This window comes from Acinetobacter sp. S-1, assembly GCF_059579785.1.
Map to the genome: position 1 here is coordinate 3,369,430 of NZ_CM184207.1, position 21,836 is coordinate 3,391,265.

General features: G+C 40.7%; 19 protein-coding genes, 2 tRNA genes and 1 riboswitch. Of the genes, 11 read left to right on the forward strand and 10 right to left on the reverse strand.

Translation table 11 applies throughout. The features are described from left to right. Positions 1-107: 107 nt before the first annotated feature. Entirely contained in the window at positions 108-785 is a 678-nt protein-coding gene (locus AC52J8_RS16160) for a DUF1345 domain-containing protein (RefSeq protein ID WP_017398770.1), read from the forward strand. A gap of 58 nt (positions 786-843) precedes the next feature. Here the strand turns inward: AC52J8_RS16160 and AC52J8_RS16165 are convergent, their stop codons facing one another. From AC52J8_RS16165 to AC52J8_RS16180, 4 genes are all read right to left on the reverse strand, one after another. Beyond that, a complete protein-coding gene (locus AC52J8_RS16165; RefSeq protein WP_005079230.1) occupies positions 844-1,449 on the reverse strand; it encodes a glutathione S-transferase family protein in 606 nt (201 codons plus the stop codon). A 49-nt stretch (positions 1,450-1,498) separates the two neighbouring features. Beyond that, positions 1,499-2,191, reverse strand: coding sequence for a helix-turn-helix transcriptional regulator (locus AC52J8_RS16170; protein ID WP_086400301.1), 693 nt, complete (start codon positions 2,189-2,191; stop codon positions 1,499-1,501). 74 nt (positions 2,192-2,265) lie between these two features. Beyond that, positions 2,266-2,940, reverse strand: coding sequence for an HAD-IA family hydrolase (locus AC52J8_RS16175; RefSeq protein WP_086400302.1), 675 nt, complete (start codon positions 2,938-2,940; stop codon positions 2,266-2,268). After that, entirely contained in the window at positions 2,937-3,869 is a 933-nt protein-coding gene (locus AC52J8_RS16180; RefSeq protein WP_005066005.1) for an RluA family pseudouridine synthase, read from the reverse strand. The genes AC52J8_RS16175 and AC52J8_RS16180 overlap by 4 nt, the downstream gene beginning before the upstream one ends. Positions 3,870-4,590: 721 nt before the next feature. Here AC52J8_RS16180 and AC52J8_RS16185 point away from each other — a divergent pair. From AC52J8_RS16185 to AC52J8_RS16200, 4 genes are all read left to right on the forward strand, one after another. Further along, entirely contained in the window at positions 4,591-7,917 is a 3,327-nt protein-coding gene (locus AC52J8_RS16185; RefSeq protein ID WP_086400303.1) for an Rne/Rng family ribonuclease, read from the forward strand. 191 nt (positions 7,918-8,108) lie between these two features. Continuing rightward, positions 8,109-9,950, forward strand: coding sequence for a long-chain-acyl-CoA synthetase (locus AC52J8_RS16190; RefSeq protein ID WP_086400304.1), 1,842 nt, complete (start codon positions 8,109-8,111; stop codon positions 9,948-9,950). A 184-nt stretch (positions 9,951-10,134) separates the two neighbouring features. Continuing rightward, positions 10,135-10,210: transfer RNA gene (locus AC52J8_RS16195), tRNA-Lys, on the forward strand. Positions 10,211-10,232: 22 nt separating this feature from the next. Next, positions 10,233-10,308 (forward strand) — tRNA-Lys (locus tag AC52J8_RS16200). A gap of 63 nt (positions 10,309-10,371) precedes the next feature. Here AC52J8_RS16200 and AC52J8_RS16205 read toward each other — a convergent pair. Continuing rightward, entirely contained in the window at positions 10,372-11,268 is an 897-nt protein-coding gene (locus tag AC52J8_RS16205) for a LysR family transcriptional regulator (RefSeq protein WP_086400305.1), read from the reverse strand. A 112-nt stretch (positions 11,269-11,380) separates the two neighbouring features. Between AC52J8_RS16205 and AC52J8_RS16210 the strand changes: the two genes are divergently transcribed. Next, the gene (locus tag AC52J8_RS16210) at positions 11,381-12,136 is read left to right on the forward strand and encodes an SDR family oxidoreductase (RefSeq protein ID WP_086400306.1); all 756 of its coding nucleotides are present in this window, start codon (positions 11,381-11,383) and stop codon (positions 12,134-12,136) included. 45 nt (positions 12,137-12,181) lie between these two features. On the opposite strand, the gene hemW is transcribed toward AC52J8_RS16210, so the two are convergent. Then, the gene (hemW, locus tag AC52J8_RS16215) at positions 12,182-13,336 is read right to left on the reverse strand and encodes a radical SAM family heme chaperone HemW (protein WP_086400307.1); all 1,155 of its coding nucleotides are present in this window, start codon (positions 13,334-13,336) and stop codon (positions 12,182-12,184) included. A gap of 116 nt (positions 13,337-13,452) precedes the next feature. Between hemW and AC52J8_RS16220 the strand changes: the two genes are divergently transcribed. Together AC52J8_RS16220 and abeM are read left to right on the forward strand one after the other, a co-directional pair. Continuing rightward, positions 13,453-13,914 (forward strand): DMT family transporter, encoded by a 462-nt coding sequence (locus AC52J8_RS16220; RefSeq protein ID WP_005065993.1) that lies wholly within the window; start codon positions 13,453-13,455, stop codon positions 13,912-13,914. Between the two features lie 32 nt (positions 13,915-13,946). Next, positions 13,947-15,293: a multidrug efflux MATE transporter AbeM gene (gene abeM / locus AC52J8_RS16225; RefSeq protein ID WP_005079254.1), complete on the forward strand. Its 1,347-nt coding sequence runs from the start codon at positions 13,947-13,949 to the stop codon at positions 15,291-15,293. A 33-nt stretch (positions 15,294-15,326) separates the two neighbouring features. On the opposite strand, the gene AC52J8_RS16230 is transcribed toward abeM, so the two are convergent. Continuing rightward, positions 15,327-16,577: an acyl-CoA dehydrogenase family protein gene (locus tag AC52J8_RS16230; protein ID WP_005045012.1), complete on the reverse strand. Its 1,251-nt coding sequence runs from the start codon at positions 16,575-16,577 to the stop codon at positions 15,327-15,329. Positions 16,578-16,609: 32 nt separating this feature from the next. Then, the gene (locus AC52J8_RS16235) at positions 16,610-17,857 is read right to left on the reverse strand and encodes an SfnB family sulfur acquisition oxidoreductase (RefSeq protein WP_086400308.1); all 1,248 of its coding nucleotides are present in this window, start codon (positions 17,855-17,857) and stop codon (positions 16,610-16,612) included. Between the two features lie 256 nt (positions 17,858-18,113). On the opposite strand from AC52J8_RS16235, the gene AC52J8_RS16240 reads away from it, so the two are divergent. From AC52J8_RS16240 to AC52J8_RS16250, 3 genes are all read left to right on the forward strand, one after another. Then, positions 18,114-19,412, forward strand: coding sequence for an ABC1 kinase family protein (locus tag AC52J8_RS16240; RefSeq protein ID WP_002115159.1), 1,299 nt, complete (start codon positions 18,114-18,116; stop codon positions 19,410-19,412). A gap of 101 nt (positions 19,413-19,513) precedes the next feature. Then, a complete protein-coding gene (locus AC52J8_RS16245) occupies positions 19,514-19,768 on the forward strand; it encodes a type B 50S ribosomal protein L31 (protein ID WP_060465219.1) in 255 nt (84 codons plus the stop codon). A 250-nt stretch (positions 19,769-20,018) separates the two neighbouring features. Further along, on the forward strand, positions 20,019-20,354 hold the full coding sequence (locus tag AC52J8_RS16250) for a HopJ type III effector protein (protein ID WP_060465218.1): 336 nt from the start codon (positions 20,019-20,021) through the stop codon (positions 20,352-20,354). A 419-nt stretch (positions 20,355-20,773) separates the two neighbouring features. On the opposite strand, the gene crcB is transcribed toward AC52J8_RS16250, so the two are convergent. Both crcB and AC52J8_RS16260 read right to left on the reverse strand, forming a co-directional pair. Beyond that, on the reverse strand, positions 20,774-21,154 hold the full coding sequence (gene crcB, locus AC52J8_RS16255; RefSeq protein WP_032056270.1) for a fluoride efflux transporter CrcB: 381 nt from the start codon (positions 21,152-21,154) through the stop codon (positions 20,774-20,776). 126 nt (positions 21,155-21,280) lie between these two features. Continuing rightward, a riboswitch (Fluoride riboswitch) is annotated at positions 21,281-21,347 on the reverse strand. A gap of 45 nt (positions 21,348-21,392) precedes the next feature. Beyond that, entirely contained in the window at positions 21,393-21,803 is a 411-nt protein-coding gene (locus tag AC52J8_RS16260) for a GFA family protein (RefSeq protein WP_086400309.1), read from the reverse strand. Positions 21,804-21,836: the final 33 nt, after the last annotated feature.

Sequence of the window (21,836 nt, forward strand, 5' to 3'; positions counted from 1 at the left end):
GAATATAAATGAAAAGAATTGAAATAAAATCTATATAAAACCATATATTATTTTCACCATTTAATAAAAAATAATATATTTCCCGTGTAATAAAGGAGACTAGGAAAATGGTTGGCGTATTTCAACATCTAGGACGTAGTGTACAAAACCGCCCACATTTCTTTATTGCTTTATTCATAGGTATTGTCACAGCCGGTATTTTGACATGGTTAACATCATGGAAGTGGTCAACTATTTTATTAGTCAGCTGGAATGCTTCCGTTAGCATATATTTACTCCATGTTTGGCAACTCATGAAAAGTGCCGACCATTCACAAATGCAACAGCAAGCTAAAAAACAAGATGAAAGCAAATGGGTCATTATGCTGATTGTTTTATTGGCATTAATCATGTGTCTGGTTGCTATTCTAATTCAACTGTCACAGCTCCCTTCCGAAAGTTCTGCAAAGTTAGGCCATGTGGCTTTAGCTTTACTCACCATTGTGTCTGCATGGCTTTTTATGCATACCGTTTTTGCTCTACATTATGCTCATGATTTTTATATAGCTTTATCTAGAAATGAAGAAAATGGAGGGTTAGATTTCCCTGGCACAAAACAGCCAACTTATCCTGATTTTCTATATTTTAGTTATATTATTGGTACTTCTGCTCAAACTGCGGATGTGTCAATTACCACCAAGCACATGCGTCTTTTAAATTTATTTCACGCGGTGTTGTCTTTTGGATTTAATACCACCATTTTAGCGATTTGTATTAACGTTGCTGCTGGCTTTCTTACCAATTAAAATCTTTATTTGAAAACAAAAAAGCCACCCTTTTGGATGACTTTTAAGAATATTAGGTTTACAGCAGTTGCCCCATAGTACTTTGTTTTAAGCCTTCACGCTGTTTGATCGTTTCAACATAACGGGTAATAGCAGGATGTGATTCAATCGCATTCATTTTTAACTGCCATAAAAGCATTGCTCCCACACTTACATCTGCTGCGGTAAATTGCTCACCACATACATACGGATTCGCTTCACTCAATCCCTGAACTAAAGCTTGATAAGCATCGTTGTAATCGCCATAGCCAACAAACATTTTTTGCTCAGGTGATACTTCTATTCCTAAAGCTTTATCAACACCCGCAGCTTCCCAAGGGCCCGCCATCACAAATAACCAACGGTAGTACAAACCACGTTTCGGATCATTCAAGGCTGGTGCCAAACCTTTATCACTAAACTTATCAGCCAAATAAGCACAGATTGCACCCAACTCATAAATAACCACATCGCCATCTACCAATACCGGTACTTTTCCAAAAGGATTAAGTTTTAGATATTCAGGCGATTTCATTTCGGTCTTATATGCGACCTCAATTCTTTCACATTCAACACCTAACTCGACCAAAAGCCAGTCAATAACGACACCACGTGACTCTTTGTTAGTATAAAGTTTAAGGCTCATTCTTATTGCTCCTTGTTTATCGTAGTTCCTAGTTTACAAATAACTTTTGTCAGTTTTTGTCAGTAATCTTCGATTCCTGTGCCCACCATTGCTGAAATAGTTGTTGCTTAAATGATGGGTATAATTCTTGAGTTAAACTCAACTGTTGAATGCGATCGATTCTAAAATGTCGAAAGTCTTGTCTTAGTTCACACCATGCAGCCAACACAATTTTGTCATTAAAATATCCCAAGGCAAAAGGCCACAAAGTTCGAATACTACTTCGTTGCTGCTCATCATGATAATGCAACGAAATTTTGACTTGCTGCCGAATAGCTAAGCGCACTTGTTCGACTTGATTTTCATCCACAGGTAGCCATGTGTTAAAAGCTCTTAGAGTCGTTTGCTGTAACAAATATTGGCGATGTTCAGGCAAAACAGAATTTAATTTAGCTAAGATCGATGTAGATGCCGATTGTAAGGATTGATCAGGCACACTCTTTAACCAATACAATGCCAGAAAAATAGCTTCAACTTCATTTTCATTGAGTGTCATTGGCGGCAATACAATGTCTTCTTTAAGCTGAAAACCTAAGCCTGCTGAGGCATCAATTCTTACACCTTGCTCACGTAAGCTATCAATATCTCGATAGACACTTCGAACACTAATGTTTAGGCTTTCAGCCAAGACTTGTGCTGTGATTGGGTAACGGGCTTCACGGAGCTGTTGTAAAAGATTTAATAGACGAATTGAACGGCTCATTTTTCTCTTCTTATTGTTTTGTTATTCAGCTTAAAAAAAGAGGGAACGTATTCCCTCTTTAATACTATTTCAATTTAAGCGACATCTACAGTAGATAACTGAGCATACCCTCTCAAAAAGCTGTGAAGCTCTTGTACATCTTTAGCAATCGTTAAAGGTTGGAACTTTTGCAGAACGTCAACCGAATGTACGCCATAGCCAACACCAATACGCGGCATTCCTAAACGCTGTGCCATCTCAAGATCATAGCTGCTGTCACCAATCATGACTGCTTGCTCAACACTCACTCCAGTGGCTGTTAAGATTTCTTGCAGCATGAGCGGATCTGGTTTTGAACGTGTTTCGTTGGCTGCCCGAGTCACATCAAAAAGATGAGTACTTTGTGTTTTTGCGATTACACGGTCTAACCCACGGCGATTTTTACCCGTCGCAACTGCAAGTTTTAAACCTTGGGCTTTTAAATCATGGAGTAGTTCAGAAATACCCTCAAACCATGCATCACTAGTCGAGTTTGCGATATAGTGATCACCATATGCCTTTAAGATCGAGTCATGCAATTCTGGCGCTTCTGGAAATAAGGTCTGCATCACCTCAGGCAAGCCTAAACCGATAATACTTTTTGCGGCTTCATCGCTTAGAGGCAGTTCATGTTGCTCTGCTGCATGTTGTAAGCTGGCAACAATCTGGCCAACAGAGTTATATAAAGTTCCATCCCAGTCAAAAATAACTAATTCGGTTTTCAGACTCATTTTGCTACTCTCAAAGCCTTTAATAACTGGGTCATGTCTTCTGGTAACGGCGCTTCAATCGGTGGATAACCCGGAATATCTAAACGCATCGCGTGTAAACATAAACGTCGTGCCTGCGGACCTGCGTACTCAGTGGTGTGTCCATATTTATCATCACCCAACAACGGATGTCCAATACTTAAACCATGGACACGAATTTGATGAGTACGGCCTGATAAAGGTGATGCATGAACCAAAGTGGCATTTTTAAAACGCTCTGCAACCACCCATTCGGTTTTACTTGGCTTACCTTCTTTGGACACACGTACACGACGCTCGCCATTGGCTAACTCGTAACGAAATAAAGGAGCATCAATGAGTTGTTTATCGAGACTCACCTGACCTTTTACAATTGCCGCATAAGTCTTACGAATTTTGTGCTCACGCAACATATCTTGTAGCAGCTTTAAAGTACTACGTTTCTTGCTAATCATGACCAGCCCAGAGGTGTCACGGTCGATGCGGTGAATTAGTTCTAAATATTTTTTACCTGTCGCGGCGCGTAAAGCCTCAATCAAACCATACGCCACACCACTACCACCATGTACAGCAATACCTGATGGTTTATTGATGACTAACAGTCCTTCATCTTCATAGACCACACGGCTGAGCAGGCTCTGTGCTACACTATCACTCACAGGAGCAGCGGTTTCATCCTTTTGTTCATAGCGAATAGGTGCAACACGAATCTGATCTCCAATCTCTAATTTGGTCTCAGCTTTAATACGTTTTTTGTTTACTCGAACCTGACCTTCACGAATCAAACGATAAATACGACTCTTAGGTACACCCTTTAAACGCGAAAACAGGAAATTATCAATTCGCTGTCCTGCTTGATGTTCATCCACCTCAAACCAAGTGACACTTTGCCATTGCTGTGTAGAATTCATACTAATATTTAAACCTGAAATTTTGCTAAATTTGATTAATAAATGACCGATTAGCTTAGTTTTTTCACAAGAAATCTAAGCTTAGCCCATAGGCAGATGCTGCAAGGTTTGATATAGTCAGCGCACGGATACCGCCGTAAGTGAACATCTAATAGGGAATTTCCCTGATTGAAACCTCAATCAAAATGATGCTTTCATCACCAGCTCGGATTGGTCCTAAAGAATTATGCCGACGCCGAAGGCTTATTATATCGGCAAAATGACAAACTGTTGCGTTTAATTCAGTTTGTTCAAAAAAATATGTTACCAACTCTAGTTGGTTATGGAACGTAAACTGATACACATCAGACAAATCGCTCCTTAATGTTGCCTTCAGGCTAAAGCGTTGATGCATTGGAACTGCCGAAAGCACCGATACGATGAGCATTCCGTATCAAACTTCCAAAAAGAAGTCACTTCGCGCCCAATGACAGTGAAAGTCATTAACCAATGCACCGCTCACCCGCCAGTGAAGCACTAAGGAAGTCCGATTTAAAGGTTGAAGCAGTATTGCCTACATCACAGACGAGAATCGAAGCTAAGGCTAAATGTAGCCGGTAACAGATGACTCAGACCACAAATATTTTGAGATCTGGGAAATGATCCGTCATGTTCGATGTTCGTTCAGAACCTTTAAGTTTGTGCGATATGTTTGTGTGGGTCACTATTAGGTGTCACACCCATGAAACGTATGTTGATTAATGCAACTCACGCAGAAGAAGTCCGCGTTGCACTTATCACTGGTAATCGTCTTTACGATTTTGATTTAGAGAATCGTACCCGAGAACAGAAAAAATCCAATATCTATAAAGGCCATGTAACCCGCGTAGAACCCTCTTTAGAAGCTGTTTTTGTTGAATACGGCGCAGGCCGTCAAGGCTTCTTGTCTATGCGCGAAATTGCTAACAGTTATTTCCAAGCAGACCCACGACAAACTTCAAACATTCGTGAACTTATCACTGAAGGTACTGAATTACTTGTTCAAGTCGAAAAAGAAGAACGTGGCAATAAAGGTGCAGCCCTTTCTACCTTTATTTCACTTGCAGGACGTTATTTGGTTCTTATGCCAAACAACCCGAAAGGCGGCGGTATTAGTCGTCAAATTTCAGGTTCTGTACGTGAAGAATTAAAAGAAATTCTAGCTTCTTTAAATTTACCACGTGGTATGAGCGTTATTGTACGTACCGCTGGTATTGGCCGTACCCAAGAAGAATTACAGTTAGACTTACAGCATTTGCTTGACCTTTGGGCACAAATCCAAGGCACAGCGAGCTCTGGCCCTTCTCCAATGCTAGTTCATCAAGAAGCTGGTGTTGTTACTCGTGCTATCCGCGATTATTTACGTGATGATGTTGCAGAAATTTTAATTGATAGCGAACAGGCTTATAACGAAGCTTACAACTTTGTTAAAGCAGTGATGCCTCGTCAATTAGACAAACTCAAAACTTATACTTTAAACGAGCCATTATTTGCTCATTTTGGTATTGAAAGCCAAATTCAAACTGCTTATGAACGTGAAGTAAAACTTCCTTCTGGCGGTTCAATCGTGATTGACCAGACCGAAGCTTTAGTTTCAATTGATATTAACTCTGCGAAATCGACTCGTGGACATGACGTTGAAGAAACTGCGCTTAATACTAATTTAGAAGCAGCAGAAGAAATTGCTCGCCAACTTCGTCTTCGTGACATTGGTGGTTTAGTTGTAATCGACTTCATCGATATGACTAAAGAGCGCAACCAACGCATGGTTGAAGCAAAACTTCGTGAAGCAACTCAAAGCGATCGCGCACGTATTCAGTTTGGCCAACTTTCTCGTTTTGGCTTAATGGAAATGAGCCGTCAACGCTTACGTCCATCTCTTGAAGAAGCAACAGGTTATGTGTGCCCTCGCTGTCATGGTACAGGCATGGTTCGTGACTTACGCTCACTTTCGCTTTCTATTATGCGTAAAGTAGAAGAGATCGCGCTTCGTGAACGTCATGGTGAAGTACAAGTAGAAGTACCTGTTGAAATTGCGGCATTCTTGCTCAATGAAAAACGTCATAGTCTTGTTTATTTAGAACAAACTTCTAGTGTTCGTGTGACTGTTTTGCCTCACCCGCACTTAGAAACACCTCACTACGAAATTCAGTACAATCCAGATGGATTTGCCCCATCTAGCTACGAACGTACTGAAGCAACTCGTTCAAGTGAAAAAGAGTTAGGTTATGAATCTTCTGAATGGCATTTAGAAGAAGCTGATCATGGCCATACTCATGCAGCCCCTGCTGCCAATAACGCAGCTAATCAAAAGAAAGCAAATCAAGCGGCTCAACCTGCTGCTCAGGCAAGCGCTCAAAAAGCAGCAAGCCCATGTGCATGGTTAGAAAACCTTTTTGTTCAAAAACAAGCTCAAACGGTTGATCAATCTCGCTCAGCACAAAATGCTGCTGCCGCAATTGAACAAATGGTGAATACTGGCGCTGTTAGCCGTGGGCAGTTTGGACAAGTTGTAGCACCAGCAGTTGCTGAAGTTACTTCGGCTCCATCTAACAATGCTTATATTTCTCAATCTCCTGTTAAGCAGGAAGCACGTGAGAATGTTGAAAAAGACGATAAAGTACAACAGCAACGTCCAAACAACAAAAAACGTAAGCACAAAGAGCAACGTGAACAACATCAGCACCACCACAATCAAGAACCACAGCAACAACAGGTTCATGAAGAAGTTGTACAGTTATCACGCCAAGAGCAACGTGAATTAAAACGTCAACAAAAGCGTCAGCAACAAGATCAGCCGCATGCGCAACAACATCAAAATGATGGGCAACAAGCTGAACATGCTGTACCACGTCGTGATCGTAATAATCAACAACGTCCAAACCGCCCGAATCGCCACCGCGATCCAAGCGTATTAAATGAAAATCAAAATACGCCGGCACCAGCAGTTGTTGATGAAAAACAAATTAAGGTTGATTTGATTGATGCTCCACAGCATGAAGTCATGAATACAGCCTTAGTCATCAATGTTGATCAAGCACAAAGCGAAATTATTGCTTTAACGCCTGAGCAACCTGTTGAACGCACTGAAAAAGCACCTGTTGCTGAAGCTACTCAAGAATCAGCTCCAGCACCAGTTGTGGCAGTGGAAGAGACGGTAACTGCTGAAGCAGAAGCTCCTCAACCAAAGGCTGAGAAAACTCAACCGCAAGTTCAACGTGCAAGTAATGATCCTCGTATGCGTCGCCGTGAACAACGCAATGCAAAACGTGCTAAAGCTGCTGCACCATCAATTGCCCCATCGCAAATTCCAACGTTGGCGCAATATACAATTGGTAGCTTGATCCGTCATGTTTACGGTGAAGACTGCACAGTATTGATTGAGCAGTTTGGTTTAGTTCCAACATTCAATCGTGCATTGCAAAAATTTGCAGAGCAATACGCAAGTACTCTAGTGACTGAAGTCGCAACTGAAGCTGAAGACAAAAAGCCTGTTACTCGTGATGCCGAGCTTCCAAGCAATAAGCCTTCACAAGAAGCAGAACCTGCGCCAGTACTTCCGTTGACGCCACCAAAAGAAGCGACACCACGTGTTGCTAATGATCCGCGTGAACGCCGTCGTTTAGCGAAACTTGCAGCTGAACAAGCTTTTGAGCAAGTTAAACAACAACATTCTGCACCAGAAGAAGCTGCCCCTGTAGCTGAGACTGTGGAAGAAGCCGTTGTTGCTCCTACTACTGAAACACAAGCACCTGTTGAATCAAAACAACAACCGCTTGAGCTTGATCAGCAAGTTGAAGTAGCAGCTAATGTAGAAGAGACACCAGCTGAACCTGCAGTAGAAGCTCCGGTTGCAAAACAGCCAAAAGCAGCTGCAAAAGCCAAAGCAGCTACAGAACAAGCTGTAGAGCCAACTGAAGCCCCTGCCGAGAGTGAATCAGAAGATTCTAAAGCGGATAAGGACAAACCAAGTCGTCCTCGTCGCCCTCGCGGTCGTCCACCAAAGAAAGCAAATCCTGTAGCTGAGTAAATCATTTGCTCAATTGCAGCTAATTTAAACAAACCTAGTCATTTCGATGACTAGGTTTTTTTTGTTATTTTTAGCCAATTAGGTTGATTGCACTAGAAGAAAAGTTTTAAAAGCATGGTGAACCATGAAAAATACTGTACTTTTGCCAACGCAACCTTTTTTGGATTGATCGAAAAATAAATAGGATTGATATGAGCCAGACAACACAGACCGATATCATTACGCTTGGGGATGTTGCCACCAGACTTCCTAGCTTCATTCCCAAAGTACCCCATATCCTGAATGGTCTTAAACAGGCTTATTTAAGAACAGCAAATACACCAACTGGATTAGGTGTAGCTTTTGAGAAAGCTGTTAAGCGGAATCCGAAAGGTATTGCTTTATTATTTGAAGATCAAAGTTACTCATACGAAGCTTTAAATGAATGGGCTAACCAGATTTCTCACTATTATTTATCTCTCGGCGCACGTAAAGGTGATGTGATTGCCGTAATGGTTGAGAACCGTTCTGAGCTTATTGCCACTATTGTGGGCTTAGCTAAAATTGGGGTAACGATTGCGCTTGTGAATACATCTCAAGTCGGTAAAGTCCTCGCTCATAGTATCAATCTTGTAAAACCAATTGCAGTCATTGCGGGCGAAGAAGTCCGTGCTGCAATCGATGAAATTCGTCAAGACTTAAATGTTCCTAAAGACCGTTTCCACTGGTTTGAAGATCAGGCTACTCGTCAAGATGCCGGAACAGCACCTCAAGGTTATGCCAATCTCGCAATAGAAATTGATCAATTCCCGAAATTCAATCCATCGACCACACATTCTGTTCATGGAAATGATGGTCTGTTTTATATTTATACTTCGGGTACAACAGGCTTACCAAAAGCAGTTATTTTTAAACATAGCCGCTGGACACTTGCCTATGGCACTTACGGCCATATTTTAAACCTTGGCCCAGATGATGTGATGTATGTCACTTTACCGCTGTACCATGCAACAGGTGTGGTGGTTTGCTGGTGTGGTGTGATCGCAGGAAGCTCTACCCTTGCCATTCGACGTAAATATTCGACCAGTGCATTCTGGAAAGATGTTCAGAAGTTTAATGCGTCTGCAATCGGCTACGTAGGTGAACTTTGCCGTTACTTAATGGATGCCCCAACTACAGAACTTGACCGTGCTCACCGTGTAACCAAAATGATTGGTAACGGCATGCGTCCAAACATCTGGGATAAATTCAAACAGCGTTTTGGTGTTGAAGAGGTTCTAGAGCTCTATGCTTCAAGTGAAGGCAATGTCGGCTTTAGTAATATTTTCAACTTTGACAACACAGTAGGCTTCTCCCCTACGCCATACGCAATTATTGAATTTGATAAAGAGAAAAACGAACCGATACGCGATAAAAATGGCTGGTGCAAAAAAGTTAAAGCTGGTGAAGTCGGGTTATTGGTAGGCAAAATCACCAGTCGCTCTCCGTTTGACGGCTATACCGACCCAGAAAAGAATAAATCTGTGATTATGCAAGATGTCTTCAAAAAAGGTGACTCATATTTCAATACAGGTGATCTTGTTCGTAATATTGGTTTCCGTCATGCCCAGTTTGTTGACCGCTTAGGTGATACCTTCCGCTGGAAAGGCGAAAATGTATCTACCACCGAAGTTGAAAACATGGTGTGTGAATATGACAAGATCGCTGAAGCTGTGGTTTACGGTGTAGAAATTCCAAATACCAATGGTCGTGCAGGTATGGCAGCAATCACACTTGCTGATGGTGCCGAGTTAAATGACACTGACTTAACAGAAATGGTGACTGTATTTAAAAAATGCTTACCTGCTTATGCGGTACCAGTGTTTTTACGTATACAAGCTAAAGTTGAAACTACAGGTACTTTTAAGTACCAAAAGAATAAATTGAAGGAAGATGCGTTTAATCCAAGCAAAACTTCTGAACGTTTACTCGCTTTATTACCTGGTGCAAGCAGTTACTGTGACATCACAACTGAAATTTTTGACAACATTCAGGCATATAAATACCGTTTTTAGTTCATTTTTTAGCTAAACAAGAGGAAATCGTGCTTTTTATAGGCAATCATGCAAATGTTTTTAAATTTCCTCTTGTGTTAGTTGAATAACTTGCTAAAATACGCCACATCAAAACAAAGGTGGTGTTAGAAAACTTTTAGTTATCTTGCACTTCACATTCAAATGATATTTGAATGTTTGTTCAGGGTCGTTAGCTCAGTTGGTAGAGCAGCGGACTTTTAATCCGTTGGTCCCGCGTTCGAGTCGCGGACGACCCACCACTTATCTGTTTTGAACCTATTTGGGTCGTTAGCTCAGTTGGTAGAGCAGCGGACTTTTAATCCGTTGGTCCCGCGTTCGAGTCGCGGACGACCCACCAAATTCTAAAAAGCCTCTCAGTTCGAGAGGCTTTTTTTATTGTTAATGTATTTTAGTTTTATGACTAAAAGATGACGATGCACTTCTTATATAGAACATCCCTAGCCCATTCCATAAAGATTTCCAAACGTTTAGGAATATAGCTTCTATTCGGATATAAAATATTAAGTGGAAGTGATTGAGCAGTGTAGGCACTTAGTACTTCAACTAAAGTTCTCTGCTCGATTTTATCCTGAACATCGTAGTATGGAAGTTGAATAATTCCCAAACCTGCAATAGCCGCTGCAATATAGGCTTCCGTATTATTTACGCTTAAAGCACTATCCATCATCACAGTTCCATCTTGATATAAAAATACGCCCTGTTTTTCTCCTACTGCTCCCGCATAGTTAATGAGTTTGTGTTGAGATAGATCTTCTAATTGTTCAGGAATACCGTACTGTTCTAAATAGTCAGCACTTGCACAGTTCACCATAATCAAGTTACCAACGAACTTCGCAATTAAACTACTATTATCTAGCTGCCCCACCCGAACAACACAATCGATTCCTTTCTCGATTAAGTCAGTGATGTCATCAGAGCTATGAAGTTGTAAATGGATATCTGGATAGCGACTATAAAAATCGGGAAGTTCAGGAATAATCACTTGGTGTACGATTCGGCTGGGCATTGAAATTTTTAGCGTGCCACGGTAATGCTGCTTTTGTGCCTGTATAAGCTGTTCGAGCTGTTCATAATCAAATAATAGATTTTGACACTCAGGTAATATTCGTTGTCCATCTTGAGTGAGACTTACTTTACGCGTAGTACGATGAAATAAGCGTACTCCATAGTGAGTTTCTAACTGTTGAATAGCACTCGTTACTGTCGAGCGAGGTAAATCAAGCTGATTTGCCACTTCACTAAAGCTTTGTCGTTTAGCGACTTCTGTAAAAATAAAAAATTGCTGCAACCGATCCATTTAATTGTTCGTATTTTTTGAATAGTTAAACCAAACTAGCATAATTGATCAAAAATTACCGCCAATCTAGACTAAAAACACATTAAAACAAGTCAGCATAGGAACAACCATCATGACAACTCATACTCTTAAAGATAAAGTTGTATTGATTACAGGCGGTGCAAAAAACTTAGGTGGACTGATTAGCCGCAGGTTTGCAGAACAAGGCGCCAAAATCGCGATTCACTACAATAGCGCTGAAACTCAAGCAGATGCTGAACAGACGCTCGCAGATGTAAGAGCATTCGGTGTAGACGCTGTTTTAATTCAAGCAGACTTAACTGATATTGATAATATTGAAAAACTCTTCTTAGATACTAAGCAGCATTTTGGCGGAATTGATATTGCCATTAATACAGTTGGAAAGGTTTTAAAGAAATCTTTTTTAGACACCACAGAACAAGAGTTTGATAGCATGAGCGATATCAACTCAAAAATTGCCTACTTCTTTATTCAATCGGCGGGTCGTCATTTAAATGATGGCGGCAAGATCTGTTCAATCGTGACTTCTCTTCTAGCAGCCTACACTGGACTCTATTCAACCTATGAAGGTTTAAAAGCACCTGTTGAGCATTACACACGTGCTGCATCAAAAGAATTTGGTGATCGCCAGATTTCCGTGACTGCTGTTGCACCAGGCCCAATGGATACACCTTTCTTTTATGGCCAGGAATCTGCCGAAGCAGTTGCTTACCATAAATCAGCTTCAGCTTTAGGTGGACTCACCAAAATTGAAGATATCGAACCTTTAGTTCGCTTTCTGGTAACCGAAGGTTGGTGGATTACAGGTCAAACAATTTTTGCAAACGGCGGCTATACCACTCGCTAAAATCAAAAAGCCGCATCTCAATGTGCGGCTTTTTGATTTGCTTCTTTATAAGAACTCTTCTAGTACCGAATTTAAGAAAATATGTCCCTGCTCAGTACAAGCCAAACGAGTGTCATCCTCTACCAATAGCTTTCTAGCACGTAGTGAAGTGAGTACCCCATTTAAGTGATCTAGGCTTAAACCTGTGCGCTGCTCATATAACTCAGCTTTTACGCCATCATTTAGACGTAAAGCATTCATCATGAACTCAAAAGGTAACTCTTCTGCCTCAATCTTTTTCATTTGCAAATGTTCGGCTGGAACCTTAGCCAAATAGTCTTTCGGCAAACGAGTTTTTTGGAAACGGTACACACCATCTGGTTGTGTGACTTTGCCATGTGCCCCAGCACCAATTGCAAGGTAATCACCAAATTCCCAATAATTTAAATTATGAGCTGAAGGCTGCTCTTTACGCCAAGCCGACACTTCATAATTTATAAAACCATTGGCTTTTAGATAAGCCTCACCCTGCTCTTGAATATCTTCTAGCACTTCATCTTGAGGTAAAACGGGCTGCGTACGGAAGAATACTGTGTTTGGCTCAATAGTCAGTTGATACCAACTGATATGTGTCGCGCCATGCTCTACAGCCATCTTTAAATCATAAAGTGCTTGCTCTAGCGTTTGCTCAGGTAGGCCATGCATTAAATCGACATTAACTCGCTTAAAGCCTGCTTGTCGTGCCTGCTCTATTGCATCCATAGCATTGTTGGCTGAATGAATACGCCCAAGCTTTTGCAAGTGCTCTGTATTAAAAGTCTGCACACCAATCGATAAACGGTTAATACCTGCTTCTAAATAGCCTGCAAATGGGTCATGCTCTAGTGTTCCAGGATTTGCCTCTAGGGTGATTTCACAGCCATCTTCAAATTTGAGCAATGACTTAAGCTGTTCAAACAGCCACGCATAGCCTTTAGCAGAAATAAGTGAAGGTGTTCCACCACCAATAAATACACTATGAATTGAACGTCCCTGAGCCATCTCAACTTGAGTTTCAAAGTCGGCCACCAATGCTTTTAAATAGGTTTGCTCGAGTTCTGCCGAAAGCGCTCCATCTGGTACGGCATGCGAGTTAAAGTCACAATATGGACATTTACGCACGCACCAAGGCATATGGATATATAAAGATAAAGGAACAGAAGCAGGGTTTAATACGGCCAAGGAGCAGGTCCAATTTACACAATATTTCTATTTTAACATGACTGCATCAATGGGCTTATGAAAACATACCTTAATTGCTTTAGACTGTTTTTAAACATACTTAAATATTGATAAAAATGATGAAATTCTCTAGTCAACTTTTCCTGATCTTACCTCTAGCTATGGGAATCGGTGTTGCCATGGCTTTTCAAACTGCAATCAATGCTCAACTGCGCGAGCAACTACACTCACCGTTGCAGGCAGCTTTATTATCATTTTTCATAGGTACTATTGTTTTAGCCGTTATGGTTTTTTTCCAAAGTGCCGAAAAGCCCTCTTTAAGTGAAATATCAAATATTCCATGGCTTCTTTGGACAGGAGGATTCCTTGGGGTTTATGCAATTAGCATGAGCATTTATACTGCACCTAAACTTGGTTTTTTAACCTTTACAGGGCTAGTCGTTTTTGGGCAATTGCTCATTTCAATGTTGCTTGACCATTTTGGTTGGTTAGGTACAGAAAAGACACCTGTTACATGGCAACGGTTTCTGGGTGGCGTGATCATCTTTGTCGGTGTGTTACTCACTTTGCAACGTTAGCTTCATTTTTATATTTAAAAAGAGTACCTTTTGTGTCGAATGTCACATCTTTTCGGTCTGAATTAAAACAACTCTTCCACTTAATGCTACCGATTTTAATTACCCAGTTTGCTCAAGCGGGATTTGGGTTAATTGACACTATTATGGCTGGGCATTTATCTGCAACCGATTTAGCAGCAATTGCGGTAGGTGTGGGCTTATGGATCCCAGTCATGCTCCTGTTCAGTGGCATTATGATTGCAACTACACCTTTGGTCGCTGAAGCAAAGGGCGCAAGAAATACAGAACAAATTCCTGTCATTGTTCGTCAATCCTTATGGGTCGCCATCATTTTAGGCGTAATGGCTATGCTCATTTTGCAGCTTATGCCGTTTTTCTTACATGTGTTTGGCGTACCAAAAAGCTTACAGCCTAAAGCAAGTTTATTTTTACATGCGATTGGTTTAGGCATGCCAGCTGTGACCATGTACGCAGCCCTACGCGGTTATTCTGAGGCTTTAGGCCATCCACGTCCTGTAACGGTCATTAGCTTACTGGCCTTAGTGGTTTTAATCCCTTTAAACATGATTTTTATGCATGGATTAGGGCCAATACCTGCATTAGGTAGCGCAGGCTGTGGTTTTGCAACCTCCATTTTACAGTGGCTCATGCTAATTACTTTAGCTGGCTATATTTATAAAGCTTCGGCTTACCGTAACACGTCTATTTTTAGCAGATTCGATAAAATTAACCTGACTTGGGTAAAAAGAATCTTACAGCTTGGCCTACCCATCGGTTTAGCCGTGTTCTTTGAAGTCAGTATTTTTAGTACAGGTGCATTGGTACTTAGCCCACTAGGTGAAGTCTTTATTGCAGCGCATCAAGTTGCAATTTCAGTTACCTCTGTGCTGTTTATGATCCCGCTTTCACTTGCGATTGCCCTGACCATTCGTGTGGGAACCTATTATGGTGAAAAGAACTGGGCTTCGATGTACCAAGTCCAAAAGATTGGTCTAAGCACGGCAATATTTTTTGCCTTATTGACCATGTCTTTTATTGCTCTAGGTCGTGAACAAATTGTCTCGGTTTATACTCAAGATATAGATGTAGTTCCTGTTGCCATGTATTTACTCTGGTTTGCAATGGGTTATCAGCTGATGGATGCATTGCAAGTGAGTGCCGCAGGCTGTTTAAGAGGGATGCAAGATACGCAAGCACCGATGTGGATTACACTCATGGCATATTGGGTGATTGCTTTTCCTATCGGACTTTATTTAGCACGTTATACCCATTGGGGTGTAGCTGGCGTATGGTTAGGCTTAATTATTGGTTTAAGCATTGCTTGTGTTTTATTACTTTCAAGGCTTTATTTAAATACCAAACGTTTAAGCAAAACCTAATAAAAAAGCCGATTATTCATCGGCTTTTTTATTTTATGCAGACTTGGCTCGCGGGCTTGCTCCAATTTGCCAGACAAAGGGCAAATCGGTACGGTTTACTTCCCAATCTCCAATCACCTTTTCTTTATAGATGAGCGGATTATGTGAAGACACCGTTCGAGCATTACGCCAGAAACGGTCGAGTTGTTTGACCTGACTACTTGCTGACGCGCCCAAAGCATTAAATAATTGGCTGGTTAAATCGAGTACCAAATTAGAAATCACCACCTGTCCTTGCGCCGACTCAAGCTCTGCATCTACATTAAACTGATGTTCTTTCACCTCTAACTCACTAAAGTGACTTTCATAAGCCTTCTGCAATGCTTCAGCTGTTTTAATCGTAATTGCCAGACTTGCATAGGCTTGAGCAGAGGCTTTACCCACCACTTGTAAAACTTGTGGATCGTGACGAACAAGGTCGCCATTACCATGACTAAAAATACGTTTTCGCTCACGAATCTCCTGACTAAAAGTTTCTACTGCCGCATGGGCAATACCCGTTAAAGTTGCAAGATGGACGACTTGATAAAAAGCAGTTTGATATTTAAAACGCTGGTCAAATGGAATAAGGTGCGAAGCCGGCAAGTGAACCTGATGTACTTTTAAAGTACCGCTACCCGTTGTCTTTTGACCAAAGCCATCCCAATCATCAATCACACTCACGCCCGTTTCATGGCGATAAATAGCAGCAATCACGTGGCGGTCATTTACTTCATCGTAAGCAAATAAATCGATCCAGTCTGCAAAGATACTTCCGGTTGAATAGTACTTTTCACCATTCACTACCAAGTTGCCCGAAGCATCTTTGGTTACTCGTGTAACGACATCACCGATTTGCACATTTCCAACTTCAGTCCATGCATTCCCAACTAAATCACCTTGTACAAAACGCTGAAACCAAACCTCCTGCGAATGCTCTTTATGGGCAACTAAGCGGTCTTCAACAAAAGCGAAGTGTCCACGCAAAGCTTGAACAATATTCGAGTCTGCTTGCGCCAATTCTGCTAAAAGCTGGAAAAGTTGCGGTAATGACACCCCATCTCCACCATATTTAACCGGAACACGTACCGCACCTAACTTGAGTTCTTTTAACCACTGAATCGGTTCAAAAGGCAAGATTCGTTCTTTTTCTCGCTGAATTGCACCTTGGGCAATTTTTTCAAAAACTGGGCGAAATCTACTTGCGACCTTTTCATAATCGGCGCCTACAGACAGTTCTTCTAATTCAATTTGGGTAATCGTCATCTTTATTCTCCTAATCTTATTTTTTCTTCACTTTAGCTCCATGCATGACGAGGTGGATGGATGCCATTGAGGTAGTAATTACCGACAATGTGATATTTCCAACGCACTGGATCATGCAAGGTGTGAGTACGCGCATTACGCCAATGGCGATCCAGATTAAGCTCAGACAAGGTTGATCGTGTTCCCGACAATTCAAAAAGCTTATTCGCTGCTAAAATCGCAACTTCTGTAGTGAGTACTTTTGCTTCAGCAACTAATAATGTCGCTTGATTTACATGTTCTTCTGTCGTGTCGGCAATCGCTTGATCGATCGCATCTCCTGCTAAATCTAATACCGCTTCTGCTGCACGCAGTTTTATTTTTAAATCACCAATATTTGCAATCGTATATGGATCATCACTCGCTTTTTCTAAACCTGAATCAACCCATGCACGGCTATGATTTTTGACATAGTGAATTGTTTCTTCAATTGCGCCACGTGCAATACCAGCATCAACAGCAGCTTGAATAAATTGTGAAATTGCACCTGCTGGGGTAGGACGTTCAAAAGCCTGATAAATCGGGATTAGATATTCTTCACGTACTGGAACCTGATTAAGTTCAACAGTTCCACTGGCCGTAGTTCGTTGTCCAAAGCCAGACCAGTCATTAATAATATTAACTCCTGAAGTTTCCCGAGGGACAAGTGCCGCGTAAGGCTGCCCCTCTTCATTTACAGCGACAATAGGAACCCAATGCGCAAGCAATGCACCAGTTGCAAAAAACTTCTTGCCATTAATTTCATAACCGTGCTCGGTCTTTCGTAATGTGGTAGTGAGGTCAGCCACCGTTTTGCTATGTTTTTCTGAAAAGGCATTGCCAAAACGAATCCCTCTCAACACTAAGTTAAAGAAAAATTGTTGTTGTTCTGGGCCTGCATCAAGACGTAAATGCTCAATAAAAGCTAAGTGGTTTTGAGGCAACTGTGCAAGAGATGGATCAACACTCGCAATTGTTTTGATGACCTCAGCCAAGGTTCGATATTTAACTTGGGCACCACCAAATTGCTTGGGAACCGTAATAGCCCATAAGCCGCTTTGTGAGAACTGTTGAATTTCGTTTAGAGGTAAACGCCGCTCTCTGTCTCGCTCAGATGCTTCTTGTGCAAACTCTTGAGCAAGTTGTTTGGCAAGCTCAATTGCTTCTTCATCAGAACGAATAATATGCGCATCTTTTGACTGCTCAAACACAGATAAAGGAACCGCCTGAGACCGCCCATGGGCCGAACTTAAACTTGTCATAACTTTTGTTATCTCTATTTTTATTTAACCTGTCATTCACATTACCACCAAAAAAACAGGCACTTTATAGATATTAAAGCTTTGTTTATGAAATGGATTTTCACAAGCTTTTCATATTTTTTACTATAAAAATAACATTTTGTTTTCCGAAAATTTTCTTACATGAGATAAACAATTTCATATAGGCTTTTTAAGCTTTGTCACCTATGATCAAAACTAGGCAATATTATGTTGTAGTCAATGAGGTATCGAAGATATGGCAAAGAATGCAAGTTCACCCGGCAAACGATTTATGAAACTTGCAGGAATGACCGCGAGCATTGCAACGAAAACCGTTTCTAACTCGATTCGAAACTTGACCGCAGATGAAGAACAAAAGCTGGCTTCAAAAACCAAGTTATTTCAGGATATTGGTTTGCAAATTGCCGACACCTTAGGCGAAATGAAAGGTGCCGTCATGAAGGTCGGCCAAATTGCATCACAATATAAAGATATTTTCCCACCCGAGGTCGCTAAAGCAATTTCTAAGTTACAGCGCCAAGCTCCACCTATGCCCTTTGCTGCTATTCAACAACAAGTTGAACGTGAGCTTGGAAAGCCGCTGAATGTTGCCTTTAAATCTTTTGATCAAGAACCTTTTGCGGCTGCTTCAATTGGACAAGTTCACAAAGCTGTCCTGCCAAGTGGCGAGCAAGTTGTTGTTAAAGTTCAATATCCCGGTGTTGATGAAGCCTGTGAAAGTGACTTAAAACAAGTACGTTTAGCCCTTCGCTTAATGGGTGTACTTAAAATTGATAAAAAGCTACAAGATCAGCTTTTTGCAGAGATTCAAGATAGTCTGTCAGCAGAGCTTAACTATGAAATCGAGGCTCAAAACCTTGAAGTTTTCAAAACATTCCATAGCCAATTAGATGACAAAATTATCATCCCGACTGTTTATAAAGATTACTCTTCGAGACGTATTTTAACCTTGAGTCTCGAACAAGGTGACAGCATTGAAACTGCTAGCGCTTGGCCTATCGAAATTCGAAATACCATTGGGCGCCGCTTGATTCGTGCTTTAGGTCAGGAAATGTTCTTTTTAAAACGTTTTCACTGTGACCCTCATCCGGGTAACTTTGCTTTCCGCCAAGATGGCAGTGTCATTATTTATGACTATGGCAGTGTTAAAACGCTTTCAAATGAAATCGTGCAGCACTTTAAACGCTTAGTAAATGCAGCTCGCCATGAAAATATCGATTTGATCGAAACAGAATTATTTGAACTACATTCACTTGCTGAAAAAGGCAAATTCCCGAGTGATCTATATAAACTCTGGATTGAAGTATTGTTACGTCCGCTTACCACCACTTATAATTTTGCAGAGAACTCATCACATCATGATGGCATGTTACTTGTGAAAAAATCTTTGAAGTATTGGGATGTTTTCAAACCATCACCAGATACTTTAATGGTCAACAGAACCATTTCAGGACATTACTGGAACCTGATTCACTTAAAAGTTCATGACAATCTAAACGATCTATTTGAAGAGCTTGTTCCACCTTCTAACTAACTTAATTTACTGATCAGTGTAGCCTTTTATGGGTTACATTGACTTTTTAATTGTTATGTTATAACATTTCTTTAATCAAAAATAATTTAGGACAATCTCTCATGCGTAAAGATATTCATCCTGCTTATCAACAAGTGTTATTTCATGACACCAATGCAGACGTATACTTCTTAATTGGTAGTACTGTTCAGTCTAAACAAACCAAAGAATATCAAGGGAAAGTCTACCCTTATGTCACTCTTGATATTTCAAGTGCATCACACCCTTTCTACACAGGTGAAGTACGTCAAGCAAGTAACGAAGGCCGTGTAGCGAGCTTCAATAAACGCTTCGCTCGCTTTAATCGTAAGAGTTAATCTTGCGTTAAGATTTGACCAATACACTTAAATCATTGGAAGCCTAAGACTATCTCCTCCACTTAGGCTTCTTTTTTTATGTGTATTTTTTCATCATTTTTAAACTGTGTATAAAAGAAAACTTATCCACAAGTTGTCTAAAAACTCTTCTGATTTTTTTCAATAACTCCTCAATTTTTATAATTGCCAAGCTTTCAAAGCATGTATTCAATGCTATGCTTAAGCCCCATTTGATAGGAAGTTTAAGATTATGGCACAAGAGTTACTTGCCCAATTACAAGCAGGCACAGCAAAATTTTCAGACGTTTTAGCTCATATTGAGGCACGTTACCAACATACTCCAACGGCTTTTCAAAATGGTGCGCAACATAACGCTGCTACTGAAAATCAAGGCAGTGCAAAAGTTTTCTCTTTTGCCAAGTTACAAGGTTTAGACCAAGCACAAACTTTAAGTTTATTTGCAGAGCACTACGCATCTGTATTAGCTACCCCAGAAGGAACTGACCATCAAAATATTCGTCAGTTTATGCAAAATGGTTGGGATGGTGTGAAGTTTGAAGGTCAGGCTTTAACTAAAAAAGCTTAATCATTTTTTTAGCACAGCCTCAAATTATGAGATTTTCTAAAGCCTATTAATAGGCAATGCCTCACTTTTGAGGGCAAAAGTGACAAAACCCTTTGTTACGCTGATGCTACATCCATGTAGCACAGCGAAACGACGGCATCCATGCCGTCTGTCACGATAGTGAATGACTAATTATTAATTAAATTATTTAGTTAATCTCTTAAATTGGATACTCGGGAAGTCATCAACAGCCTAACTCAAATCAGCAATATAATATTTCTGCGACATATTTGATAATTGTAAACAGATAACAGGTTTTGTTGATGAAAATGGTTTTGCCTACTTTTGCCGAAACAAAAGTAGGTCGAGCCGACGGCTAATCCAGACATAAAACTTTATTGAAAAGACTCCGCAGTAAACATTTCAGCCAGAACAAATACTCAATGCCCCGCTACCCAATGATAAGCCGCCAACCCCAAACACGTAAAAATTAACGATCCAATTAAATGAATGGAAATCCCCAACATCGCCATACCCAACTTACCGCTTTGTAATAAAGTGACGATCTCAATCGAGAACGTTGAAAAGGTAGTTAAAGCACCACAAAAACCAGTAATCACAAAAAGCTTATAGTTCGGACTTAAATCACTTTGAGCAAAATAGGCAATTGCAAAACCAATAATAAAACCACCGACCAAATTAACAGTGACAGTACCGAGTGGAATCTGCGGGTAAATCGGATTGAGTTTTAAACCTAAAAACCAACGCAACCATGCCCCTAGAACTGAGCCTAAAGCAATTGAAAGTAGAGAGTAATACATGGGACCACCCCTTTAGATAGACGCTAAAAGAGCAAAAAATAATGAAGGAAAATATGACACGGCGTACTCCAAAAAAATAACCAGAATACGCAACAACCTACGTACCCAGCGATATAAATACATGAGGGTAACGTAGGCATCATTAGCCAATACGGCGGTTTTTCAAGGGAGGAATGCCATCTCCCTGTTTTAAGTATATTAGATCATCTTGAATTTGATTTAAACATACTTTTTAAAATCATGGACGTTCATCGTATTGCGGTAAATTGTCACAAATGCTTTCCCACTCTGCTTTTGAAGCAGCAAAAATATGCATCGTTGGTTTTTGGGCCAGTGCTGTATCAAGTGTCCCAATTCTTAAACGATATAATTCAGGCTGGGCATCACGCGAGCTAATAAGCGGTGAACCACATTCGCTACAAAACCAGCGATACACACCGTTCACAGCAAATTTTTTGACGAGGTCTTCACCTTGAGTAATTTTAAAATCTGTACTTTTAATAGGAGCATTCGTTGCAAATGCTGTTCCATTGGCTTTCCGGCAGCGTTGACAGTGACATTGAACAATATCTCCGATATCGCCTTTAATTTCATAGCGAATCCCCTGACATAAACAACTTCCCTGATAGACTGGTGATGCTTGAGACATGTTATTCCGACTCCTATTATTATTGATCGCTCA

Coding starts and splice junctions, on each gene's coding strand:
- AC52J8_RS16160 (WP_017398770.1), top strand. CDS start 108: ATGGTTGGCGTATTTCAACATCTAGGACGTAGTGTACAAAACCGCCCA.
- AC52J8_RS16165 (WP_005079230.1), bottom strand. CDS start 1,449: ATGAGCCTTAAACTTTATACTAACAAAGAGTCACGTGGTGTCGTTATT.
- AC52J8_RS16170 (WP_086400301.1), bottom strand. CDS start 2,191: ATGAGCCGTTCAATTCGTCTATTAAATCTTTTACAACAGCTCCGTGAA.
- AC52J8_RS16175 (WP_086400302.1), bottom strand. CDS start 2,940: ATGAGTCTGAAAACCGAATTAGTTATTTTTGACTGGGATGGAACTTTA.
- AC52J8_RS16180 (WP_005066005.1), bottom strand. CDS start 3,869: ATGAATTCTACACAGCAATGGCAAAGTGTCACTTGGTTTGAGGTGGAT.
- AC52J8_RS16185 (WP_086400303.1), top strand. CDS start 4,591: ATGAAACGTATGTTGATTAATGCAACTCACGCAGAAGAAGTCCGCGTT.
- AC52J8_RS16190 (WP_086400304.1), top strand. CDS start 8,109: ATGAGCCAGACAACACAGACCGATATCATTACGCTTGGGGATGTTGCC.
- AC52J8_RS16205 (WP_086400305.1), bottom strand. CDS start 11,268: ATGGATCGGTTGCAGCAATTTTTTATTTTTACAGAAGTCGCTAAACGA.
- AC52J8_RS16210 (WP_086400306.1), top strand. CDS start 11,381: ATGACAACTCATACTCTTAAAGATAAAGTTGTATTGATTACAGGCGGT.
- AC52J8_RS16220 (WP_005065993.1), top strand. CDS start 13,453: ATGATGAAATTCTCTAGTCAACTTTTCCTGATCTTACCTCTAGCTATG.
- AC52J8_RS16230 (WP_005045012.1), bottom strand. CDS start 16,577: ATGACGATTACCCAAATTGAATTAGAAGAACTGTCTGTAGGCGCCGAT.
- AC52J8_RS16235 (WP_086400308.1), bottom strand. CDS start 17,857: ATGACAAGTTTAAGTTCGGCCCATGGGCGGTCTCAGGCGGTTCCTTTA.
- AC52J8_RS16240 (WP_002115159.1), top strand. CDS start 18,114: ATGGCAAAGAATGCAAGTTCACCCGGCAAACGATTTATGAAACTTGCA.
- AC52J8_RS16245 (WP_060465219.1), top strand. CDS start 19,514: ATGCGTAAAGATATTCATCCTGCTTATCAACAAGTGTTATTTCATGAC.
- AC52J8_RS16250 (WP_060465218.1), top strand. CDS start 20,019: ATGGCACAAGAGTTACTTGCCCAATTACAAGCAGGCACAGCAAAATTT.
- crcB (WP_032056270.1), bottom strand. CDS start 21,154: ATGTATTACTCTCTACTTTCAATTGCTTTAGGCTCAGTTCTAGGGGCA.
- AC52J8_RS16260 (WP_086400309.1), bottom strand. CDS start 21,803: ATGTCTCAAGCATCACCAGTCTATCAGGGAAGTTGTTTATGTCAGGGG.